This is a genomic window from Streptomyces hainanensis, from assembly GCF_004348415.1.
In the GTDB taxonomy this organism is placed as follows: domain Bacteria; phylum Actinomycetota; class Actinomycetes; order Streptomycetales; family Streptomycetaceae; genus Streptomyces; species Streptomyces hainanensis.
On the sequence record NZ_SMKI01000003.1, the window covers coordinates 1 to 26,172 of the forward strand.

At 73.6% G+C, this 26,172-nt stretch carries 19 protein-coding genes and 1 pseudogene; 3 read left to right on the forward strand and 17 right to left on the reverse strand.

Translation table 11 applies throughout. The features are described from left to right. From E1283_RS00505 to E1283_RS36940, 3 genes and pseudogenes are all read right to left on the reverse strand, one after another. Nucleotides 1-321, reverse strand: a pseudogene (locus tag E1283_RS00505) (LytR family transcriptional regulator); the annotation flags it as partial. A gap of 20 nt (nt 322-341) precedes the next feature. Continuing rightward, entirely contained in the window at nt 342-1,013 is a 672-nt protein-coding gene (gene nadD, locus E1283_RS00510; RefSeq protein ID WP_243744512.1) for a nicotinate-nucleotide adenylyltransferase, read from the reverse strand. A gap of 9 nt (nt 1,014-1,022) precedes the next feature. Beyond that, nucleotides 1,023-1,184 (reverse strand): hypothetical protein, encoded by a 162-nt coding sequence (locus E1283_RS36940; RefSeq protein ID WP_165955962.1) that lies wholly within the window; start codon nt 1,182-1,184, stop codon nt 1,023-1,025. 145 nt (nt 1,185-1,329) lie between these two features. Between E1283_RS36940 and E1283_RS00515 the strand changes: the two genes are divergently transcribed. After that, on the forward strand, nt 1,330-2,523 hold the full coding sequence (locus E1283_RS00515; RefSeq protein WP_132815353.1) for a M48 family metallopeptidase: 1,194 nt from the start codon (nt 1,330-1,332) through the stop codon (nt 2,521-2,523). Here E1283_RS00515 and E1283_RS00520 read toward each other — a convergent pair. The 5 genes from E1283_RS00520 to proB all read right to left on the reverse strand — a co-directional run bounded on the left by E1283_RS00520 (nt 2,483) and on the right by proB (nt 7,768). Then, nucleotides 2,483-3,586, reverse strand: coding sequence for an SCO2583 family membrane protein (locus E1283_RS00520; RefSeq protein WP_132815354.1), 1,104 nt, complete (start codon nt 3,584-3,586; stop codon nt 2,483-2,485). The genes E1283_RS00515 and E1283_RS00520 overlap by 41 nt on opposite strands. Nucleotides 3,587-3,737: 151 nt before the next feature. Continuing rightward, a complete protein-coding gene (locus E1283_RS00525) occupies nt 3,738-4,505 on the reverse strand; it encodes an SCO2584 family spore wall biosynthesis protein (protein WP_132815355.1) in 768 nt (255 codons plus the stop codon). Nucleotides 4,506-4,554: 49 nt separating this feature from the next. Then, the gene (locus E1283_RS00530) at nt 4,555-5,838 is read right to left on the reverse strand and encodes a glutamate-5-semialdehyde dehydrogenase (RefSeq protein ID WP_132815357.1); all 1,284 of its coding nucleotides are present in this window, start codon (nt 5,836-5,838) and stop codon (nt 4,555-4,557) included. An 89-nt stretch (nt 5,839-5,927) separates the two neighbouring features. Then, a complete protein-coding gene (locus E1283_RS00535) occupies nt 5,928-6,332 on the reverse strand; it encodes a hypothetical protein (protein WP_132815359.1) in 405 nt (134 codons plus the stop codon). A gap of 314 nt (nt 6,333-6,646) precedes the next feature. Next, nucleotides 6,647-7,768: a glutamate 5-kinase gene (gene proB, locus E1283_RS00540; protein WP_243744513.1), complete on the reverse strand. Its 1,122-nt coding sequence runs from the start codon at nt 7,766-7,768 to the stop codon at nt 6,647-6,649. Between the two features lie 272 nt (nt 7,769-8,040). On the opposite strand from proB, the gene E1283_RS00545 reads away from it, so the two are divergent. Continuing rightward, nucleotides 8,041-10,188 carry a hypothetical protein gene (locus E1283_RS00545; RefSeq protein ID WP_132815363.1) on the forward strand — a complete coding sequence of 716 codons (2,148 nt, stop codon included), beginning with the start codon at nt 8,041-8,043 and terminating at the stop codon, nt 10,186-10,188. Here E1283_RS00545 and E1283_RS00550 read toward each other — a convergent pair. After that, the gene (locus E1283_RS00550; protein WP_132815365.1) at nt 10,142-10,738 is read right to left on the reverse strand and encodes an alpha/beta hydrolase family protein; all 597 of its coding nucleotides are present in this window, start codon (nt 10,736-10,738) and stop codon (nt 10,142-10,144) included. The genes E1283_RS00545 and E1283_RS00550 overlap by 47 nt on opposite strands. 77 nt (nt 10,739-10,815) lie before the next feature. Here E1283_RS00550 and E1283_RS00555 point away from each other — a divergent pair, with 77 nt between their 5' ends. After that, nucleotides 10,816-11,895: an acyltransferase family protein gene (locus tag E1283_RS00555; protein WP_132815367.1), complete on the forward strand. Its 1,080-nt coding sequence runs from the start codon at nt 10,816-10,818 to the stop codon at nt 11,893-11,895. A gap of 45 nt (nt 11,896-11,940) precedes the next feature. Here the strand turns inward: E1283_RS00555 and E1283_RS00560 are convergent, their stop codons facing one another. The 8 genes from E1283_RS00560 to E1283_RS00595 all read right to left on the reverse strand — a co-directional run bounded on the left by E1283_RS00560 (nt 11,941) and on the right by E1283_RS00595 (nt 26,115). Further along, a complete protein-coding gene (locus E1283_RS00560) occupies nt 11,941-14,706 on the reverse strand; it encodes a CDP-glycerol glycerophosphotransferase family protein (protein ID WP_341829896.1) in 2,766 nt (921 codons plus the stop codon). Nucleotides 14,707-14,754: 48 nt separating this feature from the next. Next, entirely contained in the window at nt 14,755-16,836 is a 2,082-nt protein-coding gene (locus E1283_RS00565) for a hypothetical protein (protein WP_132815369.1), read from the reverse strand. Beyond that, nucleotides 16,833-18,371 (reverse strand): SDR family NAD(P)-dependent oxidoreductase, encoded by a 1,539-nt coding sequence (locus tag E1283_RS00570; RefSeq protein WP_425086116.1) that lies wholly within the window; start codon nt 18,369-18,371, stop codon nt 16,833-16,835. The genes E1283_RS00565 and E1283_RS00570 overlap by 4 nt, the downstream gene beginning before the upstream one ends. A gap of 164 nt (nt 18,372-18,535) precedes the next feature. Further along, nucleotides 18,536-19,990 carry a GTPase ObgE gene (gene obgE, locus E1283_RS00575; RefSeq protein ID WP_132815373.1) on the reverse strand — a complete coding sequence of 485 codons (1,455 nt, stop codon included), beginning with the start codon at nt 19,988-19,990 and terminating at the stop codon, nt 18,536-18,538. A gap of 177 nt (nt 19,991-20,167) precedes the next feature. After that, nucleotides 20,168-20,428, reverse strand: a complete 261-nt coding sequence (gene rpmA / locus E1283_RS00580; RefSeq protein ID WP_132815375.1) for a 50S ribosomal protein L27 — start codon at nt 20,426-20,428, stop codon at nt 20,168-20,170. Nucleotides 20,429-20,440: 12 nt separating this feature from the next. Then, nucleotides 20,441-20,770 carry a 50S ribosomal protein L21 gene (gene rplU, locus E1283_RS00585; RefSeq protein ID WP_132815376.1) on the reverse strand — a complete coding sequence of 110 codons (330 nt, stop codon included), beginning with the start codon at nt 20,768-20,770 and terminating at the stop codon, nt 20,441-20,443. 274 nt (nt 20,771-21,044) lie between these two features. Continuing rightward, nucleotides 21,045-25,106, reverse strand: coding sequence for an Rne/Rng family ribonuclease (locus tag E1283_RS00590; protein WP_132815377.1), 4,062 nt, complete (start codon nt 25,104-25,106; stop codon nt 21,045-21,047). Between the two features lie 205 nt (nt 25,107-25,311). After that, nucleotides 25,312-26,115: a TIGR03936 family radical SAM-associated protein gene (locus E1283_RS00595; protein WP_132815379.1), complete on the reverse strand. Its 804-nt coding sequence runs from the start codon at nt 26,113-26,115 to the stop codon at nt 25,312-25,314. Between the last annotated feature and the right edge of the window lie 57 nt (nt 26,116-26,172).

Here is a 26,172-nt window from a genome sequence, read left to right on the forward strand (position 1 = left end):
CCCCTGCCCCTGCCCCTGGTCGTAGCCGGTGCCCGCGCCGCCCCCGTAGCCGTAGCCGTAGCCGTCGTAGGCGTTCGGGTTCGGGGGCGGCGCGTTCGGGTCGGCGACGGGCGCCTGCTGGCCCGTGGGGTAGCCGTAGCCGCCGGCGTAGCCCTGCGCGGCGCCCTGGTCCTGGGGCGTGGCGCCGTAGCCGTAGTCGTACTCCCCCTGCGCGGGCGGCTGTTGCGGCTCCGTGCCGTAGACGGGACGACCGTACTCGTCGTAGCCGTAGATCTGTCCGGGCTGGCCGAACTGCCCGTACGGGTCCTGTCGGTCGCTCACCAGTGCCGCCCTTCAGCCGTTCAGCGCGCCGATTGCCTCGGTCCCTCGGCGTCGTCCTGGGGGTGCCCACCCGTCGGAGCCGGGGGAAGGTCCCGGTAGAGGGCGCGTTTGTTGATGTAGCGCACCACCCCGTCCGGCACCAGATACCAGACCGGATCGCCGCGGGCGACCCGTTCGCGGCAGTCGGTGGACGAGATGGCGAGCGCGGGGACCTCGACCAGCGAGACCCCGCCGCTCGGCAGTCCGGGGTCGGCGAGCGGATGCCCCGGCCTGGTGACACCGATGAAGTGGGCGAGCGCGAACAACTCCTCGGCGTCCCGCCACCCCAGGATCTGTGCCAGCGCGTCGGCGCCGGTGATGAAGAACAGGTCCGCGTCGGCGTGCTCGGCACGCAGCTCGCGCAGCGTGTCGATGGTGTACGTCTTGCCGCCGCGGTCGATGTCGATGCGGCTGACGGAGAACTGCGGGTTGGACGCCGTGGCGATGACCGTCATCAGATAGCGGTCCTCGGCCGGGGAGACGGACCTGTGGTCCTTCTGCCAGGGCTTGCCGGTGGGCACGAAGACGACCTCGTCGAGGTGGAACAGCGCGGCCACCTCGCTCGCGGCCACGAGGTGCCCGTGATGGACGGGGTCGAACGTGCCGCCCATCACGCCGATGCGCCGCTTGGCACGGGCTATCCGCTCTCGCATGGACCGACCTTAGCGGTCGCGGTTGAGGCGGGTCGTGATCCAGAGCAGGAGCAGCAGGCCCGCCAGGGCGCCGCCACCGATGGCATAGGCGTTCAGGGAGTCGTGCTGGCCGCCCTCGTTGGCGAGGCTGACCAGGGCTTCGGCGGCGGGTGAGGCGGAGAGCGTCATCATGGCTGGCCTATCCGGGAACGTGGCTGACGGCTGAAACGTAGGGTCATCGTAAGCGGACGAGCCGGCCGCGGCCTCTTGCCCCCACCGCTCCGAGTGCGGTGCGCTGGGCCCCGGCGCGGGCGGCGCAGCACACGGAGGGGGCCCCATGACGGACAACGCCGGCGGAACGGACAGCACGGACGGCATAGCGAGCGACGGCACGACGGACGACGGCACCGAGACGGGGGCGCGCGGCGGCGGGCGGCGGAGCTTCCCCGGGATCTCGTCCCGGGCCTACGAACACCCGGCCGACCGCTCGGCGCTGGTGGCGCTGCGCAAGCTCACCGGTTTCGACACGGTCTTCAGGACACTGAGCGGGATGCTCCCCGAGCGCAGCCTGCGGCTGCTGTTCCTCTCCGACTCGGTGCGGGTGAACGAGCGGCAGTTCGCGCACCTGCACGAGATGCTGCTCGACGCCTGCCACATCCTGGACCTGGAGCGGATCCCGCCGTTCTACGTCACCCAGGACCCGAACCCGAACGCGATGTGCATCGGCCTCGACCAGCCGATCATCGTGGTCACCACCGGCCTCGTGGAGCTGCTCGACGAGGACGAGATGCGGGCGGTCGTCGGCCACGAGGTCGGGCACGCGCTGTCCGGGCACGCGGTCTACCGCACCATCCTGCTGTTCCTCACCAACCTCGCCGTCCGGGTCGCGTGGATCCCGCTGGGCAGCATCGCGATCATGGCGATCGTCACCGCGCTCCGCGAGTGGTTCCGCAAGTCCGAGCTGTCGGCCGACCGGGCCGGGCTGCTGGTCGGTCAGGACGAGGCGGCGTCGCTGCGCGGGCTGATGAAGCTGGCCGGCGGCAACCACCTGCACGAGATGAACGTGGACGAGTTCCTGAAGCAGGCCGACGAGTACGAGGCGGGCGGCGACCTGCGGGACTCGGTGCTGAAGATCCTCAACGTGCTGCCGCGCAGCCACCCGTTCGCGGCGGTGCGGGCGGCCGAGCTGCGCCGCTGGGCGGGCGGCCGCGACCACCAGCGGATCATGGACGGCCACTACCCGCGCCGCGACGGGGACGGCGAGGCGCGGGTCACCGACGCCTTCCGCGAGTCGGCCGGGCACTACACGGAGCGCGTGCGGTCCAGCAAGGACCCGCTGATGAGGCTGGTCAACGACGTGGCCGGGGGCGCCGGCGAACTCGGCGGCCGGCTGCGGGACTTCGCCACCGGGCAGAGCAGGTCCCGGTCCACGGGCAAGGGCGACGCCACCGGCGGCGACACCGGCCGTGACACCGGTGGCGGTGAGGGGCCTAACGGTTCAGCAGCGGGGCGTGCGCCCGAGGATCGCTGAACGGGGCGTACTCGCCGCACAGCACCGCGCGGCCGCCGTCCAACGCGAACGGGTCGACGGCGGCGGCCGCCGGCGGGTCCGCCCGCTCGCCCGGCAGCAGCGGGCGCAGCGCGTCCGACGGGTCGGCGGCGCAGTCCATCGGGCCGAGCAGCTGCTCGACCTCGCGCACCAGCACGTTGCGGTCGCGCAGCTCCTCCTTGCCGAACTGGAGCCGCAGCTGCCGATGCGCGGTGAACACGACGACCGGCGCCGGGGCGCCCTCACCGCCGGTGCCGGCGGCGCGCAGCGCGTACGCCAGGACGTGGCGGGCGGTGACCTGGAGGGTGTCGTCGTTGGTCTCGACGAAGGTGAAGCCGCCGTCCACCCGCACCTGCAGGTCGGCCAGTTCGACGGCGTCGGTGTCGAAGCGGATCAGCCAGTCGGTGGGCACCGACTGCAGGCCGTGAGCCTGCGTCGCGTTGTCGAACTGCCGCTGCTGCTCGGCGCCGAGCAGGTCCCTGACCGGCGTCACCGTGTCCCCCAGCAGCACTTCGGGGGTGAGCCCGCTGGCCACCACGTACTCCTTGGCCAGGGTGAGCGCGGTGAGCACCTGCTCGCGCGAGAAGTTGTCGGTGGCCCGCGGGTCGGGCAGGTGGACGCCGCCGGCGCCGAGCCCGTAGTCGGCGGCCGGGGTGTCGGCATAGGCCGCGTCGGCGTCGGCCCCGCCCGGCACCTCGCCGTCCGGCACCAGCACGGTGGTGTCGGCGGACGGCGGGTCGGAGTTGAGCCGGACCGGGGTGTCGTAGGGGTTGTTGTTCCCGAGGTAGATGGCGGCCGCGAAGGCCAGCAGGATGATCAGCGCCAGGGCGATCCCCTGCCTGGGCACCGTACGGCCGCGGCCCGGCTCGGGGTCGCGCCGCCGCACGGCCGTCGTGTGGTCCTCGAGGCGCTCCTGCGCCGAGAACTCCTGGAGTCGGGCAGCTCTGACGAACGACTCGTCGAAGACGGTCGACTGGTATTCCTCGTCCCCGGCTCCCGGGGCGCCCCCGGGTAGTCCTTCTGGAGGGTCTGTGCGCCCGGCCACCCGTCCAGCGTAAGTCGCCGAGCGGACGGTCAACAGCCCCAGTCAGCGGGGATTTTGCCGACCCCGCCGGAGTGTGCCGGCGCGCGCGGGCCCACCCGGGCGCGTGGCGCCCGGTGTGCCGCCCACCGGCCTGGCCCGACGGCGGCCGGCGCTACCGGGTTCCGTCCCCGTCGGAGAACTCGGCCTCCACGGTGGTGCCCTCGTCGCCCGGGCCTTCCGGATCCGTGGGCTCGGTGGGGGCGGGCGGCGTCGGCAGCCGGGAACTCCCGGAGCCGGCGCGCTGGATGGCTATCAGGGCGAAGGCGATCACGCTGATCCCCATCACCATGGCGAGCACGCAGGCGACCGGCCGCTGCCAGCGCACCGGGCGCCAGCCGGCGGCGGACTCCGCGTGGGCGGGCCCCGGGCCCACCGCACCGCCCGAGCCGGGTATCACCACGCCGCCGTAGCCGCCGTCGTAGGGCGGGTAGGGGCCGCCGAACGCCAACTCGTCCTGCTCGGCCTGGTCGTCGTACTCGCCGTCCGGCAGGTCGGCGAGGTAACGCGTGTAGTCGGAGCTGTCGAACCGGCCCTCGTCGTCGCCGTCGTCCTCGTCGTCCGGCCCCTCGCCGAGGAAGCCGGCCTGGCCACCGCCGGGCTCGAACCCGGCGAGGCCGTCCGAGGAGCCGGGATCCAGGTCGGGATCCCGGTAGAACCCGATCTCGCCGCCCGCCTCGGCCTCCAACTCGGCCTCGGACTCGGCGCGCTCCAGAGCCGCGTACAGGATCCGCTCGGCCGCGGTGGGCTCGTGAACCTCGGCCGCCTCGATGAACGCCTCGTCCAGCACCACGGAGGCGAACGCCTCGTCGGCGGCCCCCACGTCCTCGCTGTTGGGCCCCTCGCCATTCGGCGACGGAAGGCCCCCCACGTCGTCCGGCACAACTCCAGCGTAGGCCGAATACGCGGCCAGGGGGAGGGCCATCCGGATTTCACTCCACGGTGTGACCCTCGCCGGTGATCACATAGCGGGTGGTGGTCAACTCGGGCAGCCCCATCGGACCCCGGGCGTGCAACTTCTGGGTCGAGATGCCGATCTCCGCGCCGAAGCCGAACCGGGCGCCGTCCGTGAAGCGGGTGGAGGCGTTGACCATCACGGCCGCCGAGTCCATCAGCGAGACGAACCGCCGGGCCGCGGCGGTGTCCCGGGTGACGATGGCCTCGGTGTGCCCCGAGGTCCAGCGGCGGATGTGCGCGACGGCCGCGTCCAGGTCGGGCACGACGGCGGCCGCGATGTCGTAACTCAGGTACTCCGTCTCCCAGTCGACGTCGGTGGCCGGCTCCACCCGGACGCCGGCGCCGGCCCCCGCCTTCTGCCACGCCTCGTCGCCATGCACGGTGACCCCGGCGGCGGTGAGCGCGGCCAGCGCCAGCGGCAGGAAGCGGTCCGCGACGCCGGCGTGCACCAGCACCGTCTCCGCCGCGTTGCACACGCCGGGGCGCTGCGCCTTGGAGTTGACCAGCAGTTCGACGGCCATGTCCAGGTCGGCCAGTTCGTCGACGTAGACGTGGCAGTTGCCGGTGCCGGTCTCGATCACCGGCACCGTGGACTCGGTCACCACGGTCCGGATGAGCGAGGCGCCGCCGCGCGGGATCAGCACGTCCACCAGGCCGCGCGCCCGCATCAGCTCGTGCACCGACTCCCGGCTCTCGCCCGGCACCAACTGGACGGCGTCGGCCGGCAGTCCGGCGCCCGCCACGGCGTCCCGCAACACCCCGACCAGGGCCTCGTTGGAGGCGTAGGCGGAGGACGAGCCGCGCAACAGCGCCGCGTTGCCCGACTTGAGGCAGAGCGCGGCGGCGTCCACCGTGACGTTGGGGCGGCCCTCGTAGATGATGCCGACGACGCCGAGCGGGACGCGGACCTGCCGCAGCTCCAGCCCGTTCGGCAGGGTCGAACCGCGCACCACCTCGCCCACCGGGTCGGGGAGCGCCACCACGTCGCGCACGTCGGAGGCGATGGCGGCGACCCGCTCCCGGGTGAGGGTGAGCCGGTCGATCACGGTTTCCGAGGTGCCGGCCGCGCGCGCCCTGGCCACGTCGGCCGCGTTGGCCTCGACCACCTCGGCGGCCCGCGCCTCCAGCGCGTCCGCGATGGCCAGCAGCGCCCGGTCCCTGACCGTCCGCGGCAGCGGGGCGAGGGCGGCCGCGGCCTCCCTGGCCCGGCGGGCGGCGGCGAGGACGGGAGAGTCGCTTGCGGGTGCGCTGCTGGTCATGCTGTGCAGGGTAGTCGCCCGGGTGCCGGCGGCCGAACGCGTTCCACGGAGCGGTCCCCGGCCGGCCCGGAGGCGGGCCGGCGGGCGGGCTAGAACGGGTGGACGCCGACCGGCACCGCGGGCGGCGGGCCGTAGCCCTCGGCGATCCGCTGGTGGTACGTCTCCCGGCTGATGACCTCCAGGCCGACGATCTCCCACGGCGGCAGCTGCGCGGTGCGGCGGTGCTCGCCCCAGAGCCGCAGCGCGACGGCCGCCGCGTCGTGCAGGTCCCGCGCCTCCTCCCAGTACCTGATCTCGGCGTGGTCCGGGGCGTAGCGGCTGGTGAGCAGGAAGGGGTGGTCGTTCGCCAGCCGTTCGAGGCCGCGGCGGACGTCCTGCAGCGGCGCGGCGGCGCCGGCCACGCTGAGCGTGATGTGCCACAGCCGGGCGGCGGGCCGCTGGCCGTCCTCCCCCGCCGCCCGGGTGCCTCCCTGGACGCTGGCCAGTCGCCTCACCGGCGGCCTCCTGACGTGCTGCTCGTGGTGCCTCGTGTGCCTGTGTGTCTGTGTGCCCGGCTGCCCGGGTGTCCGGGTGCCTCGTGGTGCTGAGGCGCGCCGCGTGGCGCGGTGCTCGACGCCCCCCGGTGCGCGCCACGCGCGACACGCCCGACACCGCGCGCGGACCACGCGGATCGAGTGGACCAGTTCGCGGGACGCGATGGGGGCCGTTTCCCGGAACCTTCGGTGGAAAGACTGGTCTTTCACAGATCCGGCACCGCTCCGGTGTCCGTCCCGTGTAACACGGGGCCGCCACGGAGTGCCGACGGGTCTTATGCCCGCAACAGCACCAGGTCATCGCGGTGGACGACCTCGCGTTCGTAGGCGGGGCCGAGTTCGCGGGCCAGGTCGTGGGTGGAGCGACCGATCAGCCGGGGGATCTCGCGGGCGTCGAAGTTGACGAGGCCGCGGGCCACCGGGAGCCCCGACTCGTCGAGCAGTTCGATCGGCTCGCCGGCGGTGAACTCCCCCGACACGCCCGTGATGCCGGCCGGCAGCAGCGAGCTGCCGCGCTCGGTGATGGCGCGCACGGCGCCCGCGTCCAGGGTGACCGAGCCGCGCGGGGTCGAGGCGTGGGCGAGCCACAGCAGCCGGCCGGCGGAGCGCCGCCCGGTGGGGCGGAAGTAGGTGCCGACGCCCGCGCCGGAGAGCGCGTCGGCGACCCGGCTCGCGGAGGCGAGGACCACCGGGATGCCGGCGCCGGTGGCGATGGCGGCGGCCTCCACCTTGGTGACCATGCCGCCGGTGCCGACGCCGGCCCGGCCGGCCCGGCCGATCTCGACGCCGGCCAGGTCCTCGGGCCCCGTGACCTCCGCTATCCGGCTGGTGCCCGGCTTGGCCGGGTCGCCGTCGTAGAGGCCGTCGACGTCGGAGAGCAGCACCAGCAGGTCGGCCCTGACCAGGTGCGCGACGAGGGCGGCGAGCCGGTCGTTGTCGCCGAACCGGATCTCGTCGGTGGCGACCGTGTCGTTCTCGTTGACGACCGGGACCACGCCGAGGGTGAACAGCTGGTCGAGGGTGCGGTACGCGTTGCGGTAGTGGGCGCGGCGGCTGGTGTCGTCCGAGGTGAGCAGCACCTGGCCGACGCGCCGGCCGTACCGGGCGAAGGAGGCGGTGTAGCGGGCGAGCAGCAGGCCCTGGCCGACGCTGGCGGCGGCCTGCTGGCGGGGCAGGTCCGAGGGGCGCCGCGCCAGGCCGAGCGGGGCGAGACCGGCGGCGATCGCACCGGAGGAAACCAGTACGATCTGCCTTCCGTCCTGTTTCACCAGCACATCGACCAGTGCGTCCACCCGGTCGGCGTCCAGTCCTCCGGCCGCGGTGGTCAGCGAGGATGAACCGATCTTGACGACGATCCTGCGGGCGTCGGAGACGTCCTGCCGTGGTGCCGCTGCCACCGTGGTACCCCTGCGTTCGTTCGTTCCCGGTCGAATCGACCCCTGGGCCATAATCTACGCGAGCGGCGGCCACGCGCCCCACGCGCGCCCGAAGACCGCCCCGGCGCTCATACAACCGTAACCAGGCGGTTCACCGCCTCGCGTTTTCCGGCCGGTCGCGCCCTCGCACGCCGCCGGCCGCTTCCCCGGTACGCGTCCTCGCGCGTTCCCCCGCCCGCGCCCTCGCGCGCGTGCGCACTCGCATCCGCACCACGTTTCACGGGAGCCCCACCTTGCCCGTCGGACCGCCGCCTCGCCGCGGCCTGAACGTCCTCGCCGCCTCCGGCGTCCTGCTCGTCCTGTTCACCGCGCAGTTCCTCGGCGCGCTGCTGCCCAACGCGCCGCTGCTGTGCGCCGCCGGCGCGGGCGGCCTCGGGTTCGAGCTGGCGCTGCGCCGCTGGCGGCCGGGGACCCTGTCCCCGCTCAACCGGCTGCGCTTCGACGAGACCGTCAGACAGCTGCTGCGCGACCTGCTGTCCGTGGTCGGCGTCGGGCATCTCGCGGACCTGGGCGGGGCCGCCGGGCTGCTGCTGGTCGGCGGGCTGCTCGCCTGCTACGCGGCCCACTTCCTGTGCCGGGCGGTCGGCGTGCTGGTGCGGCGGCAGCGCACGCTGCCGGTCCTCACCAGGAACGTCGACGCCGACGAGCTGCGGCTCTCGCCGGCCCCGCCGCGGCTGCTGACCAGCCCGATCCGCCGGGTCCCGCTGCTCTCGGCGCCGGCCACGGTCGGGCTGCTGGTCACGGCGGCGACCGGCGGGCCGGCGTGGGGGCTGCTGGGGGTGGGCGTCTCGTTGGCGCTGTTCTGCGGGGCGGCCGGCCGGCTGGCCACCTGGCTGCTGCCGGCGAAGCGGCCGCCCGCCCAGGAGGCGGTCCTCGAGTGGTTCAGGCGCTGGCTGGCCGAGTACCGGCCGGAGGTCGGCCTGTACTTCTCGGGTGGCTCGGGCACCGCCTACCAGGCCAACATGTGGCTCTCCACGATGGCGGCCCTCGACCGGCGGGCGCTGGTGGTGCTGCGGGAGCGGCCGATGCTCCAGCAGATCGCGGCCACCGACCTGCCGGTGGTGTGCCTGCCGCGGGTGGCCAACCTGATGCTGCTCGAACACTCCTCGCTCAAGGTGCTGATCCATCCGGCGAACGCGCCAAGGACGTCGCAGGTGCTGCGTATCCCCACCATCAAGCACGCGTTCGTCAACCACGGCGAGAGCGACAAGCTGTCCAGCTGCAACCCGTACGCCAAGGTGTACGACGAGGTCTGGGTGGCGGGCCCGGCGGCGCGACGCCGGTACGCGCTGGCGGACGTCGGGGTCGACGACCGGGACGTGGTGGAGGTGGGCCGCCCGCAGCTGGCCCCGATCAGGCCGGCCGCGGGGCCGCCGCCGGCCAGGGGGCCGGTCACCGTGCTGTACGCGCCGACCTGGGAGGGCTGGACGGACGACCCGGGCAACACGTCGGTCATCCTGGCCGGCGAGCAGGTGGTCAGGGCGCTGCTGGCCGACCCGAGGGTGCGGCTGCTGTACAAGCCGCACCCGATGACGGGCACCGTCAACCGCGAGGCGGCCGCCGCGGACGCCCGCATCCGCGCGCTGATCGCGGCGTCGGCGCCGCCGCCGGCGGCGGCGGCGGCGGAGTCGGGCGGCGCCGCCGAGGACGGCGCGCCGGCCGCCGCGGCCGTGGCGGACGCCATGGCCGGGCCGATCGAGCCCGCGGAGCCGGCGTCGGTCTCCGACACCGCGGAGGCCGACGCCGCCGAGGACGGCCCGCCGGCCGACTCGACGTCGCGGCCGGTCGCCGCGGGCGACGGAGGCATGGTGCGGGTGGGCGCCGACGACCTGGAGCGGATGGGGGCGCAGGGCGCCCCGGCCGCCGGCCGGGCGGCGGGCGTGGCGGCGGCCGCCGAGACGTGGGCGGCGGCGTTCTGGGCCTCCCAGCCGGCCAGGGGGCACCTGGTGCTCACCGGCCCCCGGCCCGACATCTACAGCTGCTTCAACCAGGCCGACGTGCTGATCGCTGACGTGTCGAGCGTCGTCGCCGACCACCTGGCAAGCGCCAAGCCCTACGCCGTGGTCAACACCAGCGGGCTGCCGGCGGCGGACTTCCGCGCCGCCAACCCCACGGTGCGGGCCGCGACCATCCTCGCCCCGGACGCGGCCGGCCTCGGCGAGCTGCTCGACAGCGTGGTCGACCCGACGCTCGACCGGCTGGCGACGGCCCGCGCCGAGCTCACCGAGTACCTGCTCGGCCCGGCCGACCCGCCGTCGATCGTCCGGTTCCGGCGGGCCGTGGACGAGCTGTGCGCGGCGGCCGACGCCCGGCGGGCGCGGCAGGGGGAAACCGCTAGCCCGCCAGCCGAGCGGTCAGCCAGTCCCCGATCCGCCCGATGACGGGGGGCTCGGGCGCCGCCAGTCCGTGGGCCCCGGGCACCTCGACCAGCTCGGTGCCGGCCGGGAACTCGCCGGGACGGCCGAAGGGGTCGGTGCCGCCCTGCACCACCAGCACCGGCACCCCGGCCCCGGTCAGCTCGTCGACCCGCGACTTCTCCGGCTTCCCCGGCGGATGGAGCGGGAACGACAACGCCAGCACGGCGCGCGCGCCCAGCGCCCGCGCCGTGCGGCAGGCCACCCGCGCCCCCGCGCTGCGTCCGCCCGCGAACACCGGAAGCCCCGGCTTCTCCAACGCCGGCCACAGCGCCTCCCAGGCCGTGTCCAACGTGCGCGGCGCCGGCGCCACCCGCTTCCCGGCCACCCGCCACGGCTGCTCGACCAGCGCCACGGTGATCCCCCTGGCCGGCAGCGCGCCCGCCAGCGCCTGGAGGTCGGCGCTCTCGACGCCGCCGCCCGCGCCGTGGCCGAGGGCGAGCACGGCCCGCGCCCCGGCGGCCGCGTGCCAGCTGATCCTGGCGTCTCCCGAGGGGGTGTGCACGGTTCTGGTCATGCGCCCAGTCTGTGGCAGCGGAACGCCGCTCCCCCGCGCCACGCCTTAACGCCGGCTGACGCTAAGGTGCCGTACTGATGAACGAGACGCGACAGCTCACGGGCACCCAGGAGACTCCCGCCGTACCGCGCCAGGCAGCGGACAGACCCAAGCAGCGGGACGCGTTCTTCGACAACGCCAAGTACCTGGCCATCGTCCTGGTGGCGATCGGCCACGCCTGGGAGCCGCTGCGCGGCGACTCACGCGTGGTCATGGCGCTCTACCTGACGGTCTACACGTTCCACATGCCGGCGTTCATCGTCATCTCCGGCTACCTCTCCCGGAGTTTCGACGGCCGCGCCGACCGCGTGCAGCGGCTGGTCACCGGCGTGCTCGTGCCCTACGTGGTCTTCCAGGTCGCCTACACGCTGTACCTGCGCCGCCTGGCCGACGACGACAGCACCTACGTCGGCTTCTTCGAGCCGCGCTGGCTGATGTGGTTCCTGCTGGCGCTGTTCATCTGGCGGCTGACCGTGCCGGTGTGGAAGGCGATCCGCTGGCCGCTGCCGGTGGCGCTGGCGCTCGCCGCCGTCGCCACCGCGTCGCCCACCCTCGGCGGCGACCTGCAGATCCAGCGGGTGCTGCAGTTCCTGCCGTTCTTCGTGCTCGGCCTGGTCCTGAGGCCCGAACACCTCCAGCTGGTGCGCCGCCGCGCCGTGCGGCTGCTGGCGCTGCCGGTCTTCGCCGGCGCGCTGCTGGTGGCGTACCTGGTGGCCGAGCGGATGCCGTACCAGTGGCTCTACCACCGCGAGACGGCGCAGGAGCTGGGCGAGGCCTGGTGGGTCGGCGTCGCGATGTCCCTCGCCCTCTTCGGCTGCGCGGTGCTGCTGATCGGCGGCTTCTTCGCCCTGGTGCCCGGACGGCGCACCTGGTTCACGGTGCTGGGCGCGGGCACGATCTCCGGCTACCTGCTGCACGGCTTCCTGGTGAAGGCGGTCATCGAGTGGGGCTGGTACGACGGCGAGCCGATGAGCGGGATCCTCTTCTCGGTGCCGGTCACCACCGCGGTGGCCGCCGTGGTCATCACCCTGCTGTGCACGCCGCCGGTGCGCCGGCTCTTCCGCCCGGTGATGGAACCGAAGCTCGACTGGGCCTTCCGCCGCCGCCCCACCGGCTGAGCCGGCGGGCCGGCGGGCCGGCGGCGGAGGCCCCGGGTCAAGCCGCTACTTCATCCACTCCAGCATCTTGTCCACCACCCGGGCGGTGGACCGCCCGTCGGCGGGCTCGCAGAACTTGTCCACGAAGGCCGCGTACCGGTCCGCGTGCTCCTTGTGCACGACGTCCACGGTGCGGATGGCGTCGATCAGCTCGCCGTTCGTCCTGACCAGCGGTCCCGGCGAGGTGCCGGTGAAGTCGAAGTAGAACCCGCGCAGGTCGTCCCGGTAGTGCTCCAGGTCGTAGGTGAAGAACAGGATCGGCCGGCCGGTGTGCGCGAAGTCGAACATCGACGACGAGTAGTCGGTGATCAGCACGTCGGAGACCAGGTACAGGTCCGAGATCTCCGCGTAGCTGGCGACGTCACGCACGAAGCCGTCCCGGGCGCCCGTGATGTTGTTGAGCATCTTGGGGTGCTTGCGGAACAGCAGCACATGGTCGTCGCCGAGCCGCCGCTCCAACTCCTCCAGGTCCAGCTGGAGGTCGAGCTTGAACTTCTTGCCGGTGCCGAACCGCTGGTCGTCACGCCAGGTGGGCGTGTAGAGCAGCACCTTCTTGCCCTCCGGCAGCCGCAGCGCCTTCCGCACCCGGGCCGCGACCTCCTCGCGGTCCTCGCGGTAGAAGACGTCGTTGCGCGGATACCCGTACTCGAGGATCTCGTTGGGGAAGCCGAAGGCGCTCCGCATGATCGGCGTGGTGAACGCGTTGGGCGACACCAGGTAGTCGAACTGCGAGAACCGGTCGGGCAGGGTGGCGATGTAGGCCGGGTTGGCCTTGGATGTGCCCAGCAGGTCGGCGCCCATCTTCTTCAGCGGCGTGCCGTGCCAGGTCTGGACGAACATCTGGTCGGTGCGGCGCTTGATCCACGACGAGATCATCACGTTGGTGACCATGAACCGGCTGCGGGCCAGCGCCTCGTGCCACTCGGCGCTCTTCCACTCCACGGTGCGCATCCCCGGCGGAACGACGGCCTGCTGGTCGTTGGTGCCCCAGATGTGCTCGACGTCGGCCCCGCGGCGCACCAGCTCCTCGTAGATGGCGCGCGGTGAGTCGGAGAACTGCCGGCCGTGGTAGCAGTTGTAGAAGACCGCGTTGCGCAGCGGCTGCTCGCGCTCCCTGACGTACAGCTCGCGGAGCCTGCGCTGCCGGTACTTGCCCCGGTCCTCCTCGCGCAGCGGGGAGCCGGCGGCCAGGAAGACCCGGTCGAAGAAGCGCCGCTCCAGGGAGTAGAGGCGGTTCGCGCCCTGGTGGTTCAGGGGCAGCTGGTCGACGAGGTCGCCGCGCAGCTTCACGGGGACGTCGTCGCTGTTCTCGGCCACGCCCTCGGGCCGGAAGGACAGGTACCAGCGCCCCTCCCGCAGCTGCTGCTCGCCGTCGTAGGACGCCATCCGGTCCGGGGTGATCCGCACCGTGAACCGGCCGTCGTGGCGCAGCTCGAAGGGCAGGTACTTCTCCTCGGAGTACTTGCCGTGCCGCAGCACGAGCTCCAGGCCCTCACCGTTGCCGGTGTAGGCGCCCTCCAGCACCAGCTCGCCCTCGTCCGTCCAGCGGAGCTGGTCGACGACGGCCTGTCGGCCGCGGTCGTGCAGCTTGAGCAGCCCGGGGCCGTCGGTGGTGACGGCGATCTCCCGGCCGCCGGGGACCGGGTACTGGCCGGGCAGGAAGCCGTCGCGCACGGTGGCGCGGCGGGTGTCGCCGTCCGGGAACTCCAGGGTGGCGATGAAGTCCTTGGTCGCCTCGGACTCGGACTCGGCGACCGACAGGTCGGCGAGCGGGACGTCCACCAGCACGTCGCCGGTGGCCGACTCGGTCACCTCGTACGCCCGGTCGAGGCCGCCGCCCTTCTGCGCGAGGCGCAGCCGGGCGGGCCGCCGGCCGGCGGTGGTGCCGGGGACGTGCACGGTGAGCCGCAGCGCGTCGTCCACCTTGGTGTGACCGAGGATCTCGGCCTGCGGGGTGTCGACGGTCAGCTGCATCCGCTCCTCGGCGAAGCCCGCGACCAGCCGCACGCCGTCCGCCAGTTGCCGGGCCTGGGAGTGGCCGGCGCTGCCGATGTCGGTCTTGTTGGGCGAGCCGATCCGGACGACGCCGGGCGAGGGCAGGGCGAGCGTCAGCTGCCAGACCCCCGGCTGCCACTCCCCGCCCGACTTCAGCTTCCTGGGGTCGATGACGACCTCGAAGCCGGACTCGTCGTAGCTGCGCAGCGCCTGCCCCGACTCGCGGGTGGCGCGCAGCTCCGTGCGGGACCTCACGCGCAGCGGGACCCGCCGCTTGGCGCCCTGCTGGCGCAGCCAGCCCATCCTGGGCAGCCGCACCCTGCTGTCGGCCGGCACGTTCTGCACGAAGGCGTAGCCGGTGACGACCAGCCGGCCGTCCCGCCACACCACCTCGGTGGCCTTCGCCTTCACCGGCAGCTCGCCGCGGCGCAGCCTGACCACGTCGGACGGCAGCGAGGACGAGTCGAGGCCGGGGATCTGCACCCGGGGGCGCAGCCTGCCGCCCACCGGGAACGAGGAGGCCCGGTACTCGCGCTCGAAGGCGAGGACCTTCAGCAGCTCCTTGAGCCGCCGCTCACGCGCCAGGTGCCACTTGACCCGCATCATCGGGGGCAGCTTGCGCAGCTTCCTGGCGTCGGCGGTCGCCAGGAACTCCCCCGCGGCCGTGAAGAACTCCTCGCGCTTCTCGGCGCTGGCCTCGGGCAGCCAGTGCATGGCCTTCCGGAGCTCGGCCGGGATGAACTCTTCTGGTTTGGGTTGAGGCTTCTTGGGAGCCACGGGGGCAGCCTTCCTGGTGTCGGTACGGTACGGGTCGGAAAGCCGGGGTCAGACGGCTCCGGTGTTGACCCCGTCGGGCCTGGGCGAGGCGGTGGCCTCGCGTGCTTCGGGCGACGTCGCCTCCTGGGCCAGGTTGCGCGCCTCGGCCTTGGTGGCCAGGTCCCTGACGGCCGCCGCGAAGCGTTCCTGGGAGGGCGGCTCGTCGGGCCCCAGCAGGTAGTCCCTGAGCTCGGTGCGGGCGGCGGCCAGCGGGTCGGCGGGGGCGTGGGCGGCGTCGAGGAGCCGGTCGATCCCGGTGGCCTCGTTGGTCAGGACGACGGCGGCCCGCACGGCGGTGTTCTGCCGCTTGAACTCGTCCTCGCCGAGGCCGGCCGAGTCGGTGACGGCGTACGGCTTGCCGCTGGCGATCCAGTCGGACACCACGCTGGAGATGTCCGACACCAGGGCGTCGGACTCGTTGAAGCAGTCGAAGAGCCGCGGCTCGGGGCCGGTGACGACCCGGTGCTGCCACCAGCCGAGCGCGCGCCAGTAGAGCTCGTTCCGCTCCGCCAGGCGCCGCTCCTCGCCGGCCGCCTGGTCGAGCGGGGTCTGGGCGTCGCGGGAGACGGAGGCGTCGTCCCAGCCGGCGGCCGGCGTGAGCGCCGCGCCGGCCGTGGCGAGCCCGTCGAGCGCGGCCTGGGCGCGCGCCCGCTCCTCGGCGGTGCGCTCGGCCTCGGCGGCGAAGCGCGGGTCTGCGGCGCGCCGGGCGGCGGCCTCCTCGATCAGGGCGACGATCCGGCGGTGCACGACGCCGGCCTCCCGGTCGCGGGTGCCGGTGAACGGGTGCGGCTTGTACAGCACCCGCACCGGGCGCTCGGACTCCAGCAGCCGCCGGACGATGTTCTCGCCGGCCAGCAGCAGGGAGGTGTTGCCCGGGTCGTCGGTCCAGCCCTCCCAGGTGGGGGCGTAGAGCACGGTCGGGACGTGGTCGGCGGACGGCTGCCCGGTGCCGGCGGTGATGCCGGCCAGCTGGGGGCGGCCCACCTCGACGATGTCCTCGTCGCGCACCCCGACGTCGGCCAGCGCGTACCGGTCGCGGCCGGCCCGGCCGGCGGTCCACACCTCGTCGTACGCCTTGGCGAAGGGGTTGATGCTGGCGATCTTGTCGCTGTCGCCGTGGCCGACGAAGACGTGCTTCATGGTGGGCACGCGCAGCAGGTGCAGGTTCTTGCCGACGTTGGCCGGGTAGAGGCCGACCCGCAGCGTGGAGAGGTCCATCTGCATCAGGTGGACGGCGCTCGGCACGCACAGCACGGGCAGGGTGGTGGTGGCGAGCCTGGCCATGATGGCGCGCTCGCGCAGGATGACGACGGGCCGCTCGTCGTCGAGCCGCTCCAGGGTCTCCAGCCACATGTTGACCTGGTAGGCGGAGTCCTTGGAGCCGGAGAAGTACAGCGCGACGGTCGGCCGGTGGGTGCGCAGCCACCCGTCGAACCACTCCAGGGTCCGCTCCGGGTCCGGGGGCAGCTTCCGGGCGCGGAAGAACGGCAGCAGCACCAGCAGGTAGCCGAGGACCAGCGCGATGGTGCCGGCGATGCCGGCGTAGCCGAGGGCGGCCTCGTCGGTGGCGGCGACGCCGAGCAGGCCGAGGAACATCGGCACCTCGGTGTGCAGCACCTTCTCCACGGCCCGGTAGGTGAGCCAGCGCGGCGGGCCGTCGGGCACCGGCAGCGTCGACAGGTCGATGTTGCGGGTGGTGATCGGCAGCCGCCGCTTCCGGCGCAGCACCATCACCAGGCCGGTGTGCGGGGCCTGCAGGCCGTAGAAGACGAGGAGGCCGGCGACGTAGAACACCGCCTCGTCGGCCAGCTCGGAGCGGATCAGCAGCAGGAGCAGCAGCAGCTGGCGGATCAGGAAGCGGATGGTGAGGCCGAGCCTCGCCTTGCCGAAGCGCACCAGCACGTAGGAACCGCGGCGGTGCAGGAAGTGGTCCCCGAGGTAGGAGCAGACCGCGGCGAAGGCGAAGCCGACGGCGGACGGCAGGAGCGCGGTGGCCAGCATCAGCGGGTAGCCGACCACCATCACCAGCGCCGCGACCAGCTCGGCGCCGGACGCCACCCCGACGAGGCGGCGGAGGAGTGCTCGGATCATGCCACCTCCCCCGGGACCCGGCCCTGCGCGGCGTCGGCGTTCTCGGCGTTCTCGGCGTTCAGGGCGGCGGCCAGGGCGCGCTCGAAGGAGCCGGCGCTGCTGGCGTCGGCGGTGGGGTCCTGCTGGCGGACGTCGATGACGTGCCCGGTCATGGTGGAGAGCAGGACGTCGAGCGAGGTGGTGGCGACGGCCTCCGAGGAGAGCAGGCTGCCGGCGGGCTCCTGGCCGAACGCCTTGGTGCGCATCGGGGTCGCGGTCCGCTCGGGGTTGACGCAGTTGACGCGGATACCGTCGCCCGCCCACTCGTCGGCCAGCGCCTGGGTGAGGTTCACCATGGCGGCCTTGGTGGACGAGTACAGGCTGTACTCGGCGCGGCCGCGGGTGTAGCTGCTGGACGTGTAGAGCAGCAGCTGGCCACGGGTCTCGGCGAGGTACTTGTGGGCGGCGCGGGCGATGCGGACCGGGGCGAGGTAGTTGACGGTCAGCGCCTCCTCGATGGCGGCGTCGTCCGTCTCGGCGAGCTTGCCGATGCGCAGCACCCCGGCGGTGTTCACCACGTAGTCGATGCGCCCGGTCTCGGCGTACGCCTTCTCCAGCGCCTCGGCGACGTCGCTCTGCTTCTCCACGTGGGTGCCGGTGGTGGAGCGGCCCAGCGGGTAGACGGTGGCGCCGTGGCGGGCGGCGAGGTCGGCGATGTCCCTGCCGATGCCGTAGGAGCCGCCGAAGACCACCACGGTCTTCCCGGAAAGACGCTCGCGGTAGGCGGCCTCGTCGGACTGCTGGGGGGCCGCGGTGGAGGCGAGCTGGAACATCTTGTCGGCGATGAAGACGTCGACGGGCTGGGTGACCTTCATGTTGAACTCGTCACCCGGGACGACGTGGATCGGCACGTCGGGCAGGTAGCGCAGGACCACGGAGCAGTCGTCGGTGGCCTGGAAGTTCGGGTCGCCGGCGGCTATCTCGTAGGCGCGGCGGATGGTGGAGAGCCGGAACGCCTGCGGGGTCTGGCCGCGCCGGAGCCGGGAGCGGTCGGGGACGTCGGTGATGAACTCGCCGTCCTCGCCGTGGGTGCGGGTCACGATGATGGTGTCGGCCGAGGGTATGGCCACGTCGACGGCCTGGTAGCGGTCGAGGGAGGCCACGCAGTCGGATATCACACGTTGCGAGAGCAGCGGCCGCACGGCGTCGTGGAAGAGGACGTTGCGGTCCTCGCCCTCGGCGAGCCCCTCGCCGACCACGGCGATGGCCCGCCGGGTGGTCTCGTTGCGCGTGCTGCCGCCCTCGACGACCCGGCTGACCTTCGTCAGGCCGCTCCTGGCGATGATCCGCTCCACGTCCGCCGCGTAGCCGGGGGCCATCATCACGATGACGTCATCGATGTCCGGGGACTCCTCGAAGACCGCCAGCGTGTGCTCGATGACGGCCTTCCCCGCGATCTTGATCAGCTGCTTCGGTATGGAGAGACCCACCCGCTGGCCGGTGCCGCCAGCGAGAACGACCGCTGTGGTGTGGGGGGACGGTCCATTGGGATGGATGGACAAGGCAGCTCCTGCCGGTATCAAAAGGTGTCGGCTACGCGAGGAGAAGGTTAACCCCCGCCGAAGCTTGACCCATAAACCGGATGAACCGTTGTCGACTGTTATTCATTTGTGACCGTGGCGCGTTACCCTACGTCGCCATCGGGGAAGGCGCGACAAGCTCACTCAAAGGGGTCGAACTTCTCGAACTCCTGCTGGGCCGAGTCCTGTCCGCCGTCCCGCCGGCGCGCGTCGCGCTCCCTGCGCCGCTGCACCGCGGGGCGTGGTTCCTCCATCCGGTGATCCTCGCCACGTCGGCCCAGCATCTCGGCGCCGCCCACCATCGCGGGCTCGAAGTCGAAGACGACGGCGTCGTCGTCGCCGCCGATCGCCACCCCGTCGCCCTCCCTGGCGCCCTGCTTGATCAGCTCGTTCTCGACGCCGAGCCGGTTGAGCCGGTCGGCGAGGTAGCCCACGGCCTCGGCGTTCGCGAAGTCGGTCTGCCGCACCCAGCGCTCCGGCTTCTCGCCCCGAACCCTGAAGAAACCCTCACCTTCGGCGGTTACCGTGAAGCCCGCGTCGTTCACGGCCTTCGGGCGGATCACGATGCGGGTCGACTCCTCCTTGGGCCGCGCCTCCCTGGCCTCGGTGACCAGCCCGCCGAGCGCGAAGGACAGCTCCCGCAGCCCCTGGCGGGAGACGGCGGACACCTCGAACACCCGCAGGCCGCGGGCCTCCAGATCCGGCCGGACGATCTCGGCCAGGTCCTGTCCCTCCGGGATGTCGGTCTTGTTGAGCACCACGAGCCGCGGCCGGTCGCCGAGGCCGCCGTACATCGCCAGCTCCTCCTCGATCACGTCGAGGTCGGTGAGCGGGTCCCGGCCCGGCTCCAGGGTGGCGCAGTCCAGCACGTGCACCAGCACCGAGCAGCGCTCCACGTGCCGCAGGAACTCCAGGCCGAGGCCCTTGCCCTCGCTGGCGCCCGGGATCAGCCCCGGCACGTCGGCGACGGTGTAGACGGTGGACCCGGCGGTGACCACGCCCAGGTTGGGCACCAGGGTGGTGAACGGGTAGTCGGCGATCTTGGGCTTGGCGGCCGAGAGCACGGAGATCAGCGAGGACTTGCCGGCGCTCGGGAAGCCGACCAGCGCGACGTCCGCGACCGTCTTCAGCTCCAGGACGATGTTCCGCTCCTCGCCCGGCTCGCCGAGCAGCGCGAACCCCGGCGCCTTCCGGCGCGGCGAGGCGAGCGCCTCGTTGCCGAGGCCGCCGCGGCCGCCCTGCCCGGCGACGTACCGGGTGCCCACGCCCACCAGGTCGGCCAGCGGCTGCCCGTCCGCGTCGAGCACCACCGTGCCGTCCGGCACCGGCAGCACCAGGTCCTCGCCGGTCGCGCCGGTGCGGTGGCTGCCACCGCCCGGCTTGCCGTTGGTCGCCTTCCGGTGCGGCCGGTGGTGGTACTCGAGCAGCGTTGTCACGTCCTGGTCGACCACCAGCACGACGTCGCCGCCGCGCCCGCCGTCGCCGCCGTCGGGGCCGCCGAGCGGCTTGTACTTCTCCCGGTGCACGGAGGCGCAGCCGTGGCCCCCGTTACCCGCGACGACATGGATCTCGACGCGGTCCACGAAGGTGGTCATGACGTGTGCCTCCCGGCGGGTTCTGTGCTGCGTGTGAGGTGCGGGCCGTGTTCGACGGCCGCGCTGTCGGACAGCCTCGGTATCGGACCGCCTCGGTATCGGATAAACGCCGAGGGCGGACCCGTGCTTCCCGGCATCTGCCGGGAAGTCGGTCCGCCCTCGGGTGAAAGCCGTTGGTTACTCGGCCGCGGCCGCGACCACGTTGATGACGCGGCGGTCGCGGTGGGTGCCGAACTCGACGGTGCCGGGCCGGAGCGCGAACAGCGTGTCGTCCTTGCCGCGGCCCACGCCCGCACCGGGGTGGAAGTGGGTGCCGCGCTGGCGGAGCAGGATCTCGCCGGCCTTCACGGTCTGACCGCCGAAGCGCTTCACACCGAGGTACTGGGCGTTCGAGTCGCGGCCGTTCCGGGTGGACGACGCGCCCTTCTTGTGTGCCATCTGCCTGGTCCCTTACTTCGCGTTCGCGGCCGGAGCGGGGATCTCGGTGACCTTCAGCTGGGTGAGCAGCTGACGGTGACCCATCCGCCGGCGGTAACCGGTCTTGTTCTTGAACTTCTGGATCCGGATCTTGTCGCCCTTGTGGTGGTCGATGACCTCCGCCTGGACCTTGACGCCGGCCAGCACCCACGGGTCGCTGGTGACGGTCTCGCCGTCGACCACGAGCAGCGCGGAGAGCTCGACGGTGTCGCCGCTGCTCTTGTCGGCCAGTCGGTCGACCTCGATGACATCGCCGACAGCGACCTTCTGCTGACGGCCGCCGGTGCGCACGATCGCGTACACGCGGAACTCCCTCTTTCGATCCGGAACCCCTGACGCCAGCAGCGGGCGAACCCGGCCTCTCCCCCGGCGCGTGCGGTGAACACCGCGCGCCTCGTGAGGAGGTAGTTGCTCAGGAGCAGTCGGCGTGCCTGGTGACACGCCGACGACCAACAATACGGAGGCGCAGACAAGGGGGTCAAATTCGCCCCCCTCCCTCGCGCCCGGCCGGGCCGTGACACGGGTCCGCCCGGTCCCTCCGCCAGCGGTGGGCGGAGGGACCGGGCGGACCCCGTCGTCACTCCCCGGTCTGGGCGGAGACCGACGGCGGCTGCGACTGCTCGGCGGCCGAGGCGCTCTTGGACGCCTTCTTGGCCGTCGTCTTCTTGGCCGCCGCCTTCTTCGTCGTGGTCTTCTTGGCCGCGGTCTTCTTGGTCGTGGCCTTCTTGGCGGCCTTCTTCGCCGTCTTGGCCGGCGCCTTCTTGGCCGCCGCCTTCTTGCCGGCGCCCGGGGCGACCACGGTCACCACGGCCTCCGTCGCGCCCTCGGGCGAGCCGGCGGGCGCCGACACCCGCCGCCGCGCCGGCGGCGCCACCGCGGCCAGCTGCGGCTCGGGAGCCGCCTCGGGCTCGGCCGGCCGCTCGACGGCCGGGACGACGACCTCGGCGGCCTCCGCCGCCTCGACCGCCTTCGGCGGACCGGCCGGCGCGCCGACCCTGCGGGTCGCCCTGCGCCGCGCACGCGGCGCCGCCTCGGCCTCCGGCTCGGGCGCCGTGACCGGCTCGGGAGCCAGCTCGGGCTCGGCCGCCTCGGCGGCCTCAACGGCCTTCGGCGACCCCGCCGGCGCGCCGACCCTGCGGGTCGCCCTGCGCCGCGCACGCGGCGCCGCCTCCGGCTCGGCGGCCGGCTCGGGCACGGCCTCCGGCTTGGCCGCTTCGGTCTCCGCGACCTCGACCGGCTCCGGGACCTCGACCGCCTTCGGCGGCCCGGCCGGCGCGCCGGCCCTGCGGGCCACCCGCCGCCGCCCGCGCGGCGCCGCCTCCGGCTCGGCAACGGCCTGGGGCTCGCGCTCGGCCTCCTCCGGGACAACGGCCCCGGCGGGGGCCGCCGGCTCCGCGACGGCCTCCGTCGCGCCCTCGGCGGCCGGGACGACCACCTCGGCCGCCTCCGCCGCCTTCGGCGGACCGGCCGGGGCACCGACCCTGCGGGTCGCCCGACGGCGCCCGCGCGGCTCGGCCGGCTCGGCCGCCTCCGGCTCAGGCGCCGTGACCGGCTCCGCGACCCGCTCCTCTTCCGAGCCGACGGCCCCGGCAGGGGCCACCGGCGCGCCGACCTGGCGCGTCACCCGACGCCGCCGGCGCGGCGCGGGCGCGGCCTCCTCGGCCTCGGCGACCCGCTCCACGGGGGCCACCGGCTCGACGGGCTCGGACTCGACCGACTCCGGCGGCACGACCGGCTCGACGGGCCGCTCGTCCATCGGCTCGGTCGGCTCGACCGGGCCCACCGGCTCCGGCCGCTCGGCGGGGACGGCGGCCTCGGCGCCACGGCCGCGCTTGCGGCCCTTCTTGCCACCGCCACCACCGCCACCACCGGCCGCCGGCGCGTGCTCGACGTGCACGATCACGCCACGGCCGTTGCAGTGCGCGCAGGGCTCGGAGAACGACTCCAGCAGCCCCTGGCCGACCCGCTTGCGGGTCATCTGCACCAGGCCGAGCGAGGTGACCTCCGCCACCTGGTGCTTGGTCCGGTCCCGGCCCAGGCACTCGAGCAGCCTGCGCAGCACCAGCTCGCGGTTGGACTCCAGCACCATGTCGATGAAGTCGATGACGATGATGCCGCCCAGGTCGCGCAGCCGCAGCTGGCGCACGATCTCCTCGGCCGCCTCCAGGTTGTTCCTGGTGACGGTCTCCTCGAGGTTGCCGCCCTGCCCGGTGAACCGGCCGGTGTTGACGTCGACGACCACCATGGCCTCGGTCCTGTCGATCACCAGCGAACCGCCGCTGGGCAGCCACACCTTGCGGTCCAGCGCCTTCATCAGCTGCTCGTCGACCCGGTAGGTGGCGAACACGTCCACCTCGGACGTCCACCGCTGCAACCGGTCCGCGAGGTCGGGCGCGACGTGCGAGACATAGCCGTGGATCGTCTCCCAGGCCTCGTCACCGCTGACGATGACCTTCGAGAAGTCCTCATTGAAGATGTCCCTGACGACCCGGACGGTCATGTCGGGCTCGCCGTAGAGCAGCGTCGGCGCGGTGCCCTTCCTGGCCTTCTTCTGGATCTCGGACCACTGCGCCTGGAGCCGCTCGACGTCCCTGGTCAGCTCCTCCTCGCTGGCGCCCTCGGCGGCCGTGCGCACGATCACGCCGGCGTCGTCGGGGACGATCTTCTTGAGGATCTGCTTCAGCCTGGTGCGCTCGGTGTCGGGCAGCTTGCGGCTGATGCCGGTCATCGACCCCTCGGGGACGTAGACCAGGTAGCGGCCGGGCAGCGAGATCTGGCTGGTGAGGCGGGCTCCCTTGTGCCCGATCGGGTCCTTGGTGACCTGCACCAGGACCGGCTGCCCCGACTTCAGCGCGGACTCGATTCGACGCGGGCCGCTGCCCAGGCCGAGCGCCTCGAAGTTGACCTCACCGGCGTAGAGCACGGCGTTACGGCCCTTGCCGATGTCGACGAACGCCGCCTCCATCGAGGGCAGCACGTTCTGCACCTTGCCGAGGTAGACGTTGCCGACGTAGCTGGACGACTGCTCCTTGTTGACGAAGTGCTCGACCAGCACGTTGTCCTCGAGGACGCCGATCTGGGTGCGCTCGCCCTGCTGCCGCACGACCATCACCCGCTCGACGGCCTCCCGGCGCGCCAGGAACTCGGCCTCGGTGATGATGGGCGCCCGCCGCCGGCCCTGCTCGCGGCCCTCGCGCCGGCGCTGCTTCTTGGCCTCCAGGCGCGTCGAGCCCTTGATGGACTGCACGCCGTCGGACGCCTCGTGCTCGTCCCGCTTGCGCCGCGGCTCGCGGACCTTGACGACGGTGCGCTCCGGGTCGTCGCCGCCGTTCGACTCGTCCCCGCCGTCGCCGCTGCGCCGGCGGCGCCTGCGGCGCCGGCGCGAACCGCCACCGCCCTGCTCGTCGGCCTCGCCGTCCTGGTCGGTGTCGGCCTCGGCGGCCTCGTCCTCGTCCTCCGGCTCCGCCTCGGCGCGCTCGGGCGCGGCGGTGGCCGCCGCCGGCTCCTCGGGCTCGGGCTCGGCCTCGGCGGCCTGCTCGGCGGCGCGCTCCGCGGTCTCGCCACGGCGCCTGCGCCGCCCGCCACGGCGACGACGGCGCGCCGGGCGGTCGCTGTGCGCCTCGTCCTCGTCCTCGTCCTCCTCGACGTCGTCCTGCACCTCGTCGAGGGTCGGCTCCTCCTCCTCGTCCTCCGCCAGCAGCTCGGCCTCGGCCTCGGCGGCCTCCTCGGCGGCCCGCTGCGGGGTCTGGAACATGGGCGCCTGGAAGACCGGGGCCTGGAACACCGGCCGCGCGGGCCGGGACGTCGAGGCGGCGGGCGGCTCCTCGACGCGCGTCACATCCGATGTCTCGGACCCGCGCGCCGTGCGCGACGGGGCCGGCTCCGGCGCGGCGGCCTCCGCACGCGCCGCCCGGCGCCGGGTGCGCGGCGCGGGCTCCTCGGCGACCTCCGCCACCGGCTCGGCCGCGGCCGCGGCACGCGTGGCACGCCGCCGCTTACGCGGCTCCTCCGGGGCCTCGGCGACCTCGGCCGCCGGCTGCTCCTGCCGCGCGACGGCCTCCGGGGCCGCCGCGTCGTGCGCCGCCCGGCGCCGGGTGCGCGGCGCGGGCTCCTCGGCGACCTCCGCCACCGGCTCGGCCGCCGCCGCGGCACGCGTGGCACGCCGCCGCTTACGCGGCTCCTCCGCGACCTCGGTCGCGGCCGCCTGCTCGGTGGTCTCCGGCGTCGTGTCCGGGGCGGACGCCTCACGCGTCGCCCGCCGGCGCTTGCGCGGCGCGGCCTCCTCGGCCGCCGGCTCGGGCTGCTCGGCCGCCACCGGCTCGGCCGCGGCCGCGGCACGCGTGGCGCGCCGCCGCTTGCGCGGCTCCTCCGGGGCCTCGGCGACCTCGGCCGCCGGCTGCTCCTGCCGCGCGACGGGCTCGGGGGCCGCCGCGGCGCGGGTCACGCGGCGCCGCTTGCGCGGCTGCTCGGCCGCCTCGGACACCTGCTGGTCCGTGTCGGCCTCGGCCTCCGCGGATCCGCTGGCCTTCGAGCCGTTCGCTCCGGCAGGTGCGGAAGCGCGACGGCGACGCGTGGGAAGGACGTCACTGGGTGTAGTGGAATTCTGGCCCGCCTCGGCGGGCTCGCTGGACTCGTGCATGCGGGCTTTTCTCCCGTCCACGCTCCCGGGCGCGCCTCACCGGTGACAGCGGGCAGCGCCGCTCGGGAGCTGTCGTGTAGCTCGCCGGTTCCGGACTTCGTAGCCCGGCTACGGCGAAAGTCTTCTGGTCGGTGCGTCGCCCGGAACTACCGGACCCGAGTGGCTCCCTGGCACCTGGTGGTTAGGCGGCGCGGCAACGGCATCGCTATCCGGTGATCCCCGGCGCCGCCGCGGCCTGCTGTCCGGCGGCCGTGGGTGAGGCGGCCAAGACAGCGTCGCGGTCAGGCGCGAACGGGTCGTTCACCGTGCCGGTCTCCTCATCGAGCGGCCCCTGCGCCAGCCTGGTCACCGCTACGGGGACCGGCGGCGCCAGGTCGGCCGTAGCGCGGAGACCGGACAGGACGTCGTCGGGTCGCACGGCAGGTGTGTAATGCCGTACTACCAGGCGCAGTATCGCACAAAGGCTGGGGCCAGGCCTATCGGACCCACGAATTGGGCACTCGCGGGCTTCCTGGGCCTCCAGTGTCCTCAGGGACACCACGGCGGCACGCGCGTCGAAGGCGCGCAGGCCCTTCTTGGTCTGCCGGCTGACCTCGACGTGTTCCCGGGCGAGGAACGCCGCGACGGCCCTCGCCGCGTCGGCCGGGTCGACGCCGTCCAGCCGCAGCTCCCAGTGGGAGGCGTGCAGCAGCTCGGCGAAGTCGGGGGTGCGGGCCTCGACGGCGTCGACGATGTCGAGGCCGGGGGGCAGCGAGGCGTCGAGGTCGGCTCTGAGCTCCTCGGGGTCGCGTCGCTCGGCGAGCGCGATCTCCAGGTACTCCGCCTCGCTGGCGGTGCCGGTCGGCGCGGCGTTGGCGTACGAGACCTTGGGGTGCGGGGTGAAGCCCGCGGAGTAGGCCATGGGGACCTCGGACCTGCGCAGTGCGCGCTCGAAGGCCCGCTGGAAGTCGCGGTGGCTGGTGAAACGCAGCCGGCCCCGCTTGGTGTACCGCAGTCGTACGCGCTGCACCGCGGGTGCGGGCGCCGGGCCTACGGGCTGTCGCTTGCCCAGTTGTCCTCAGTCCTT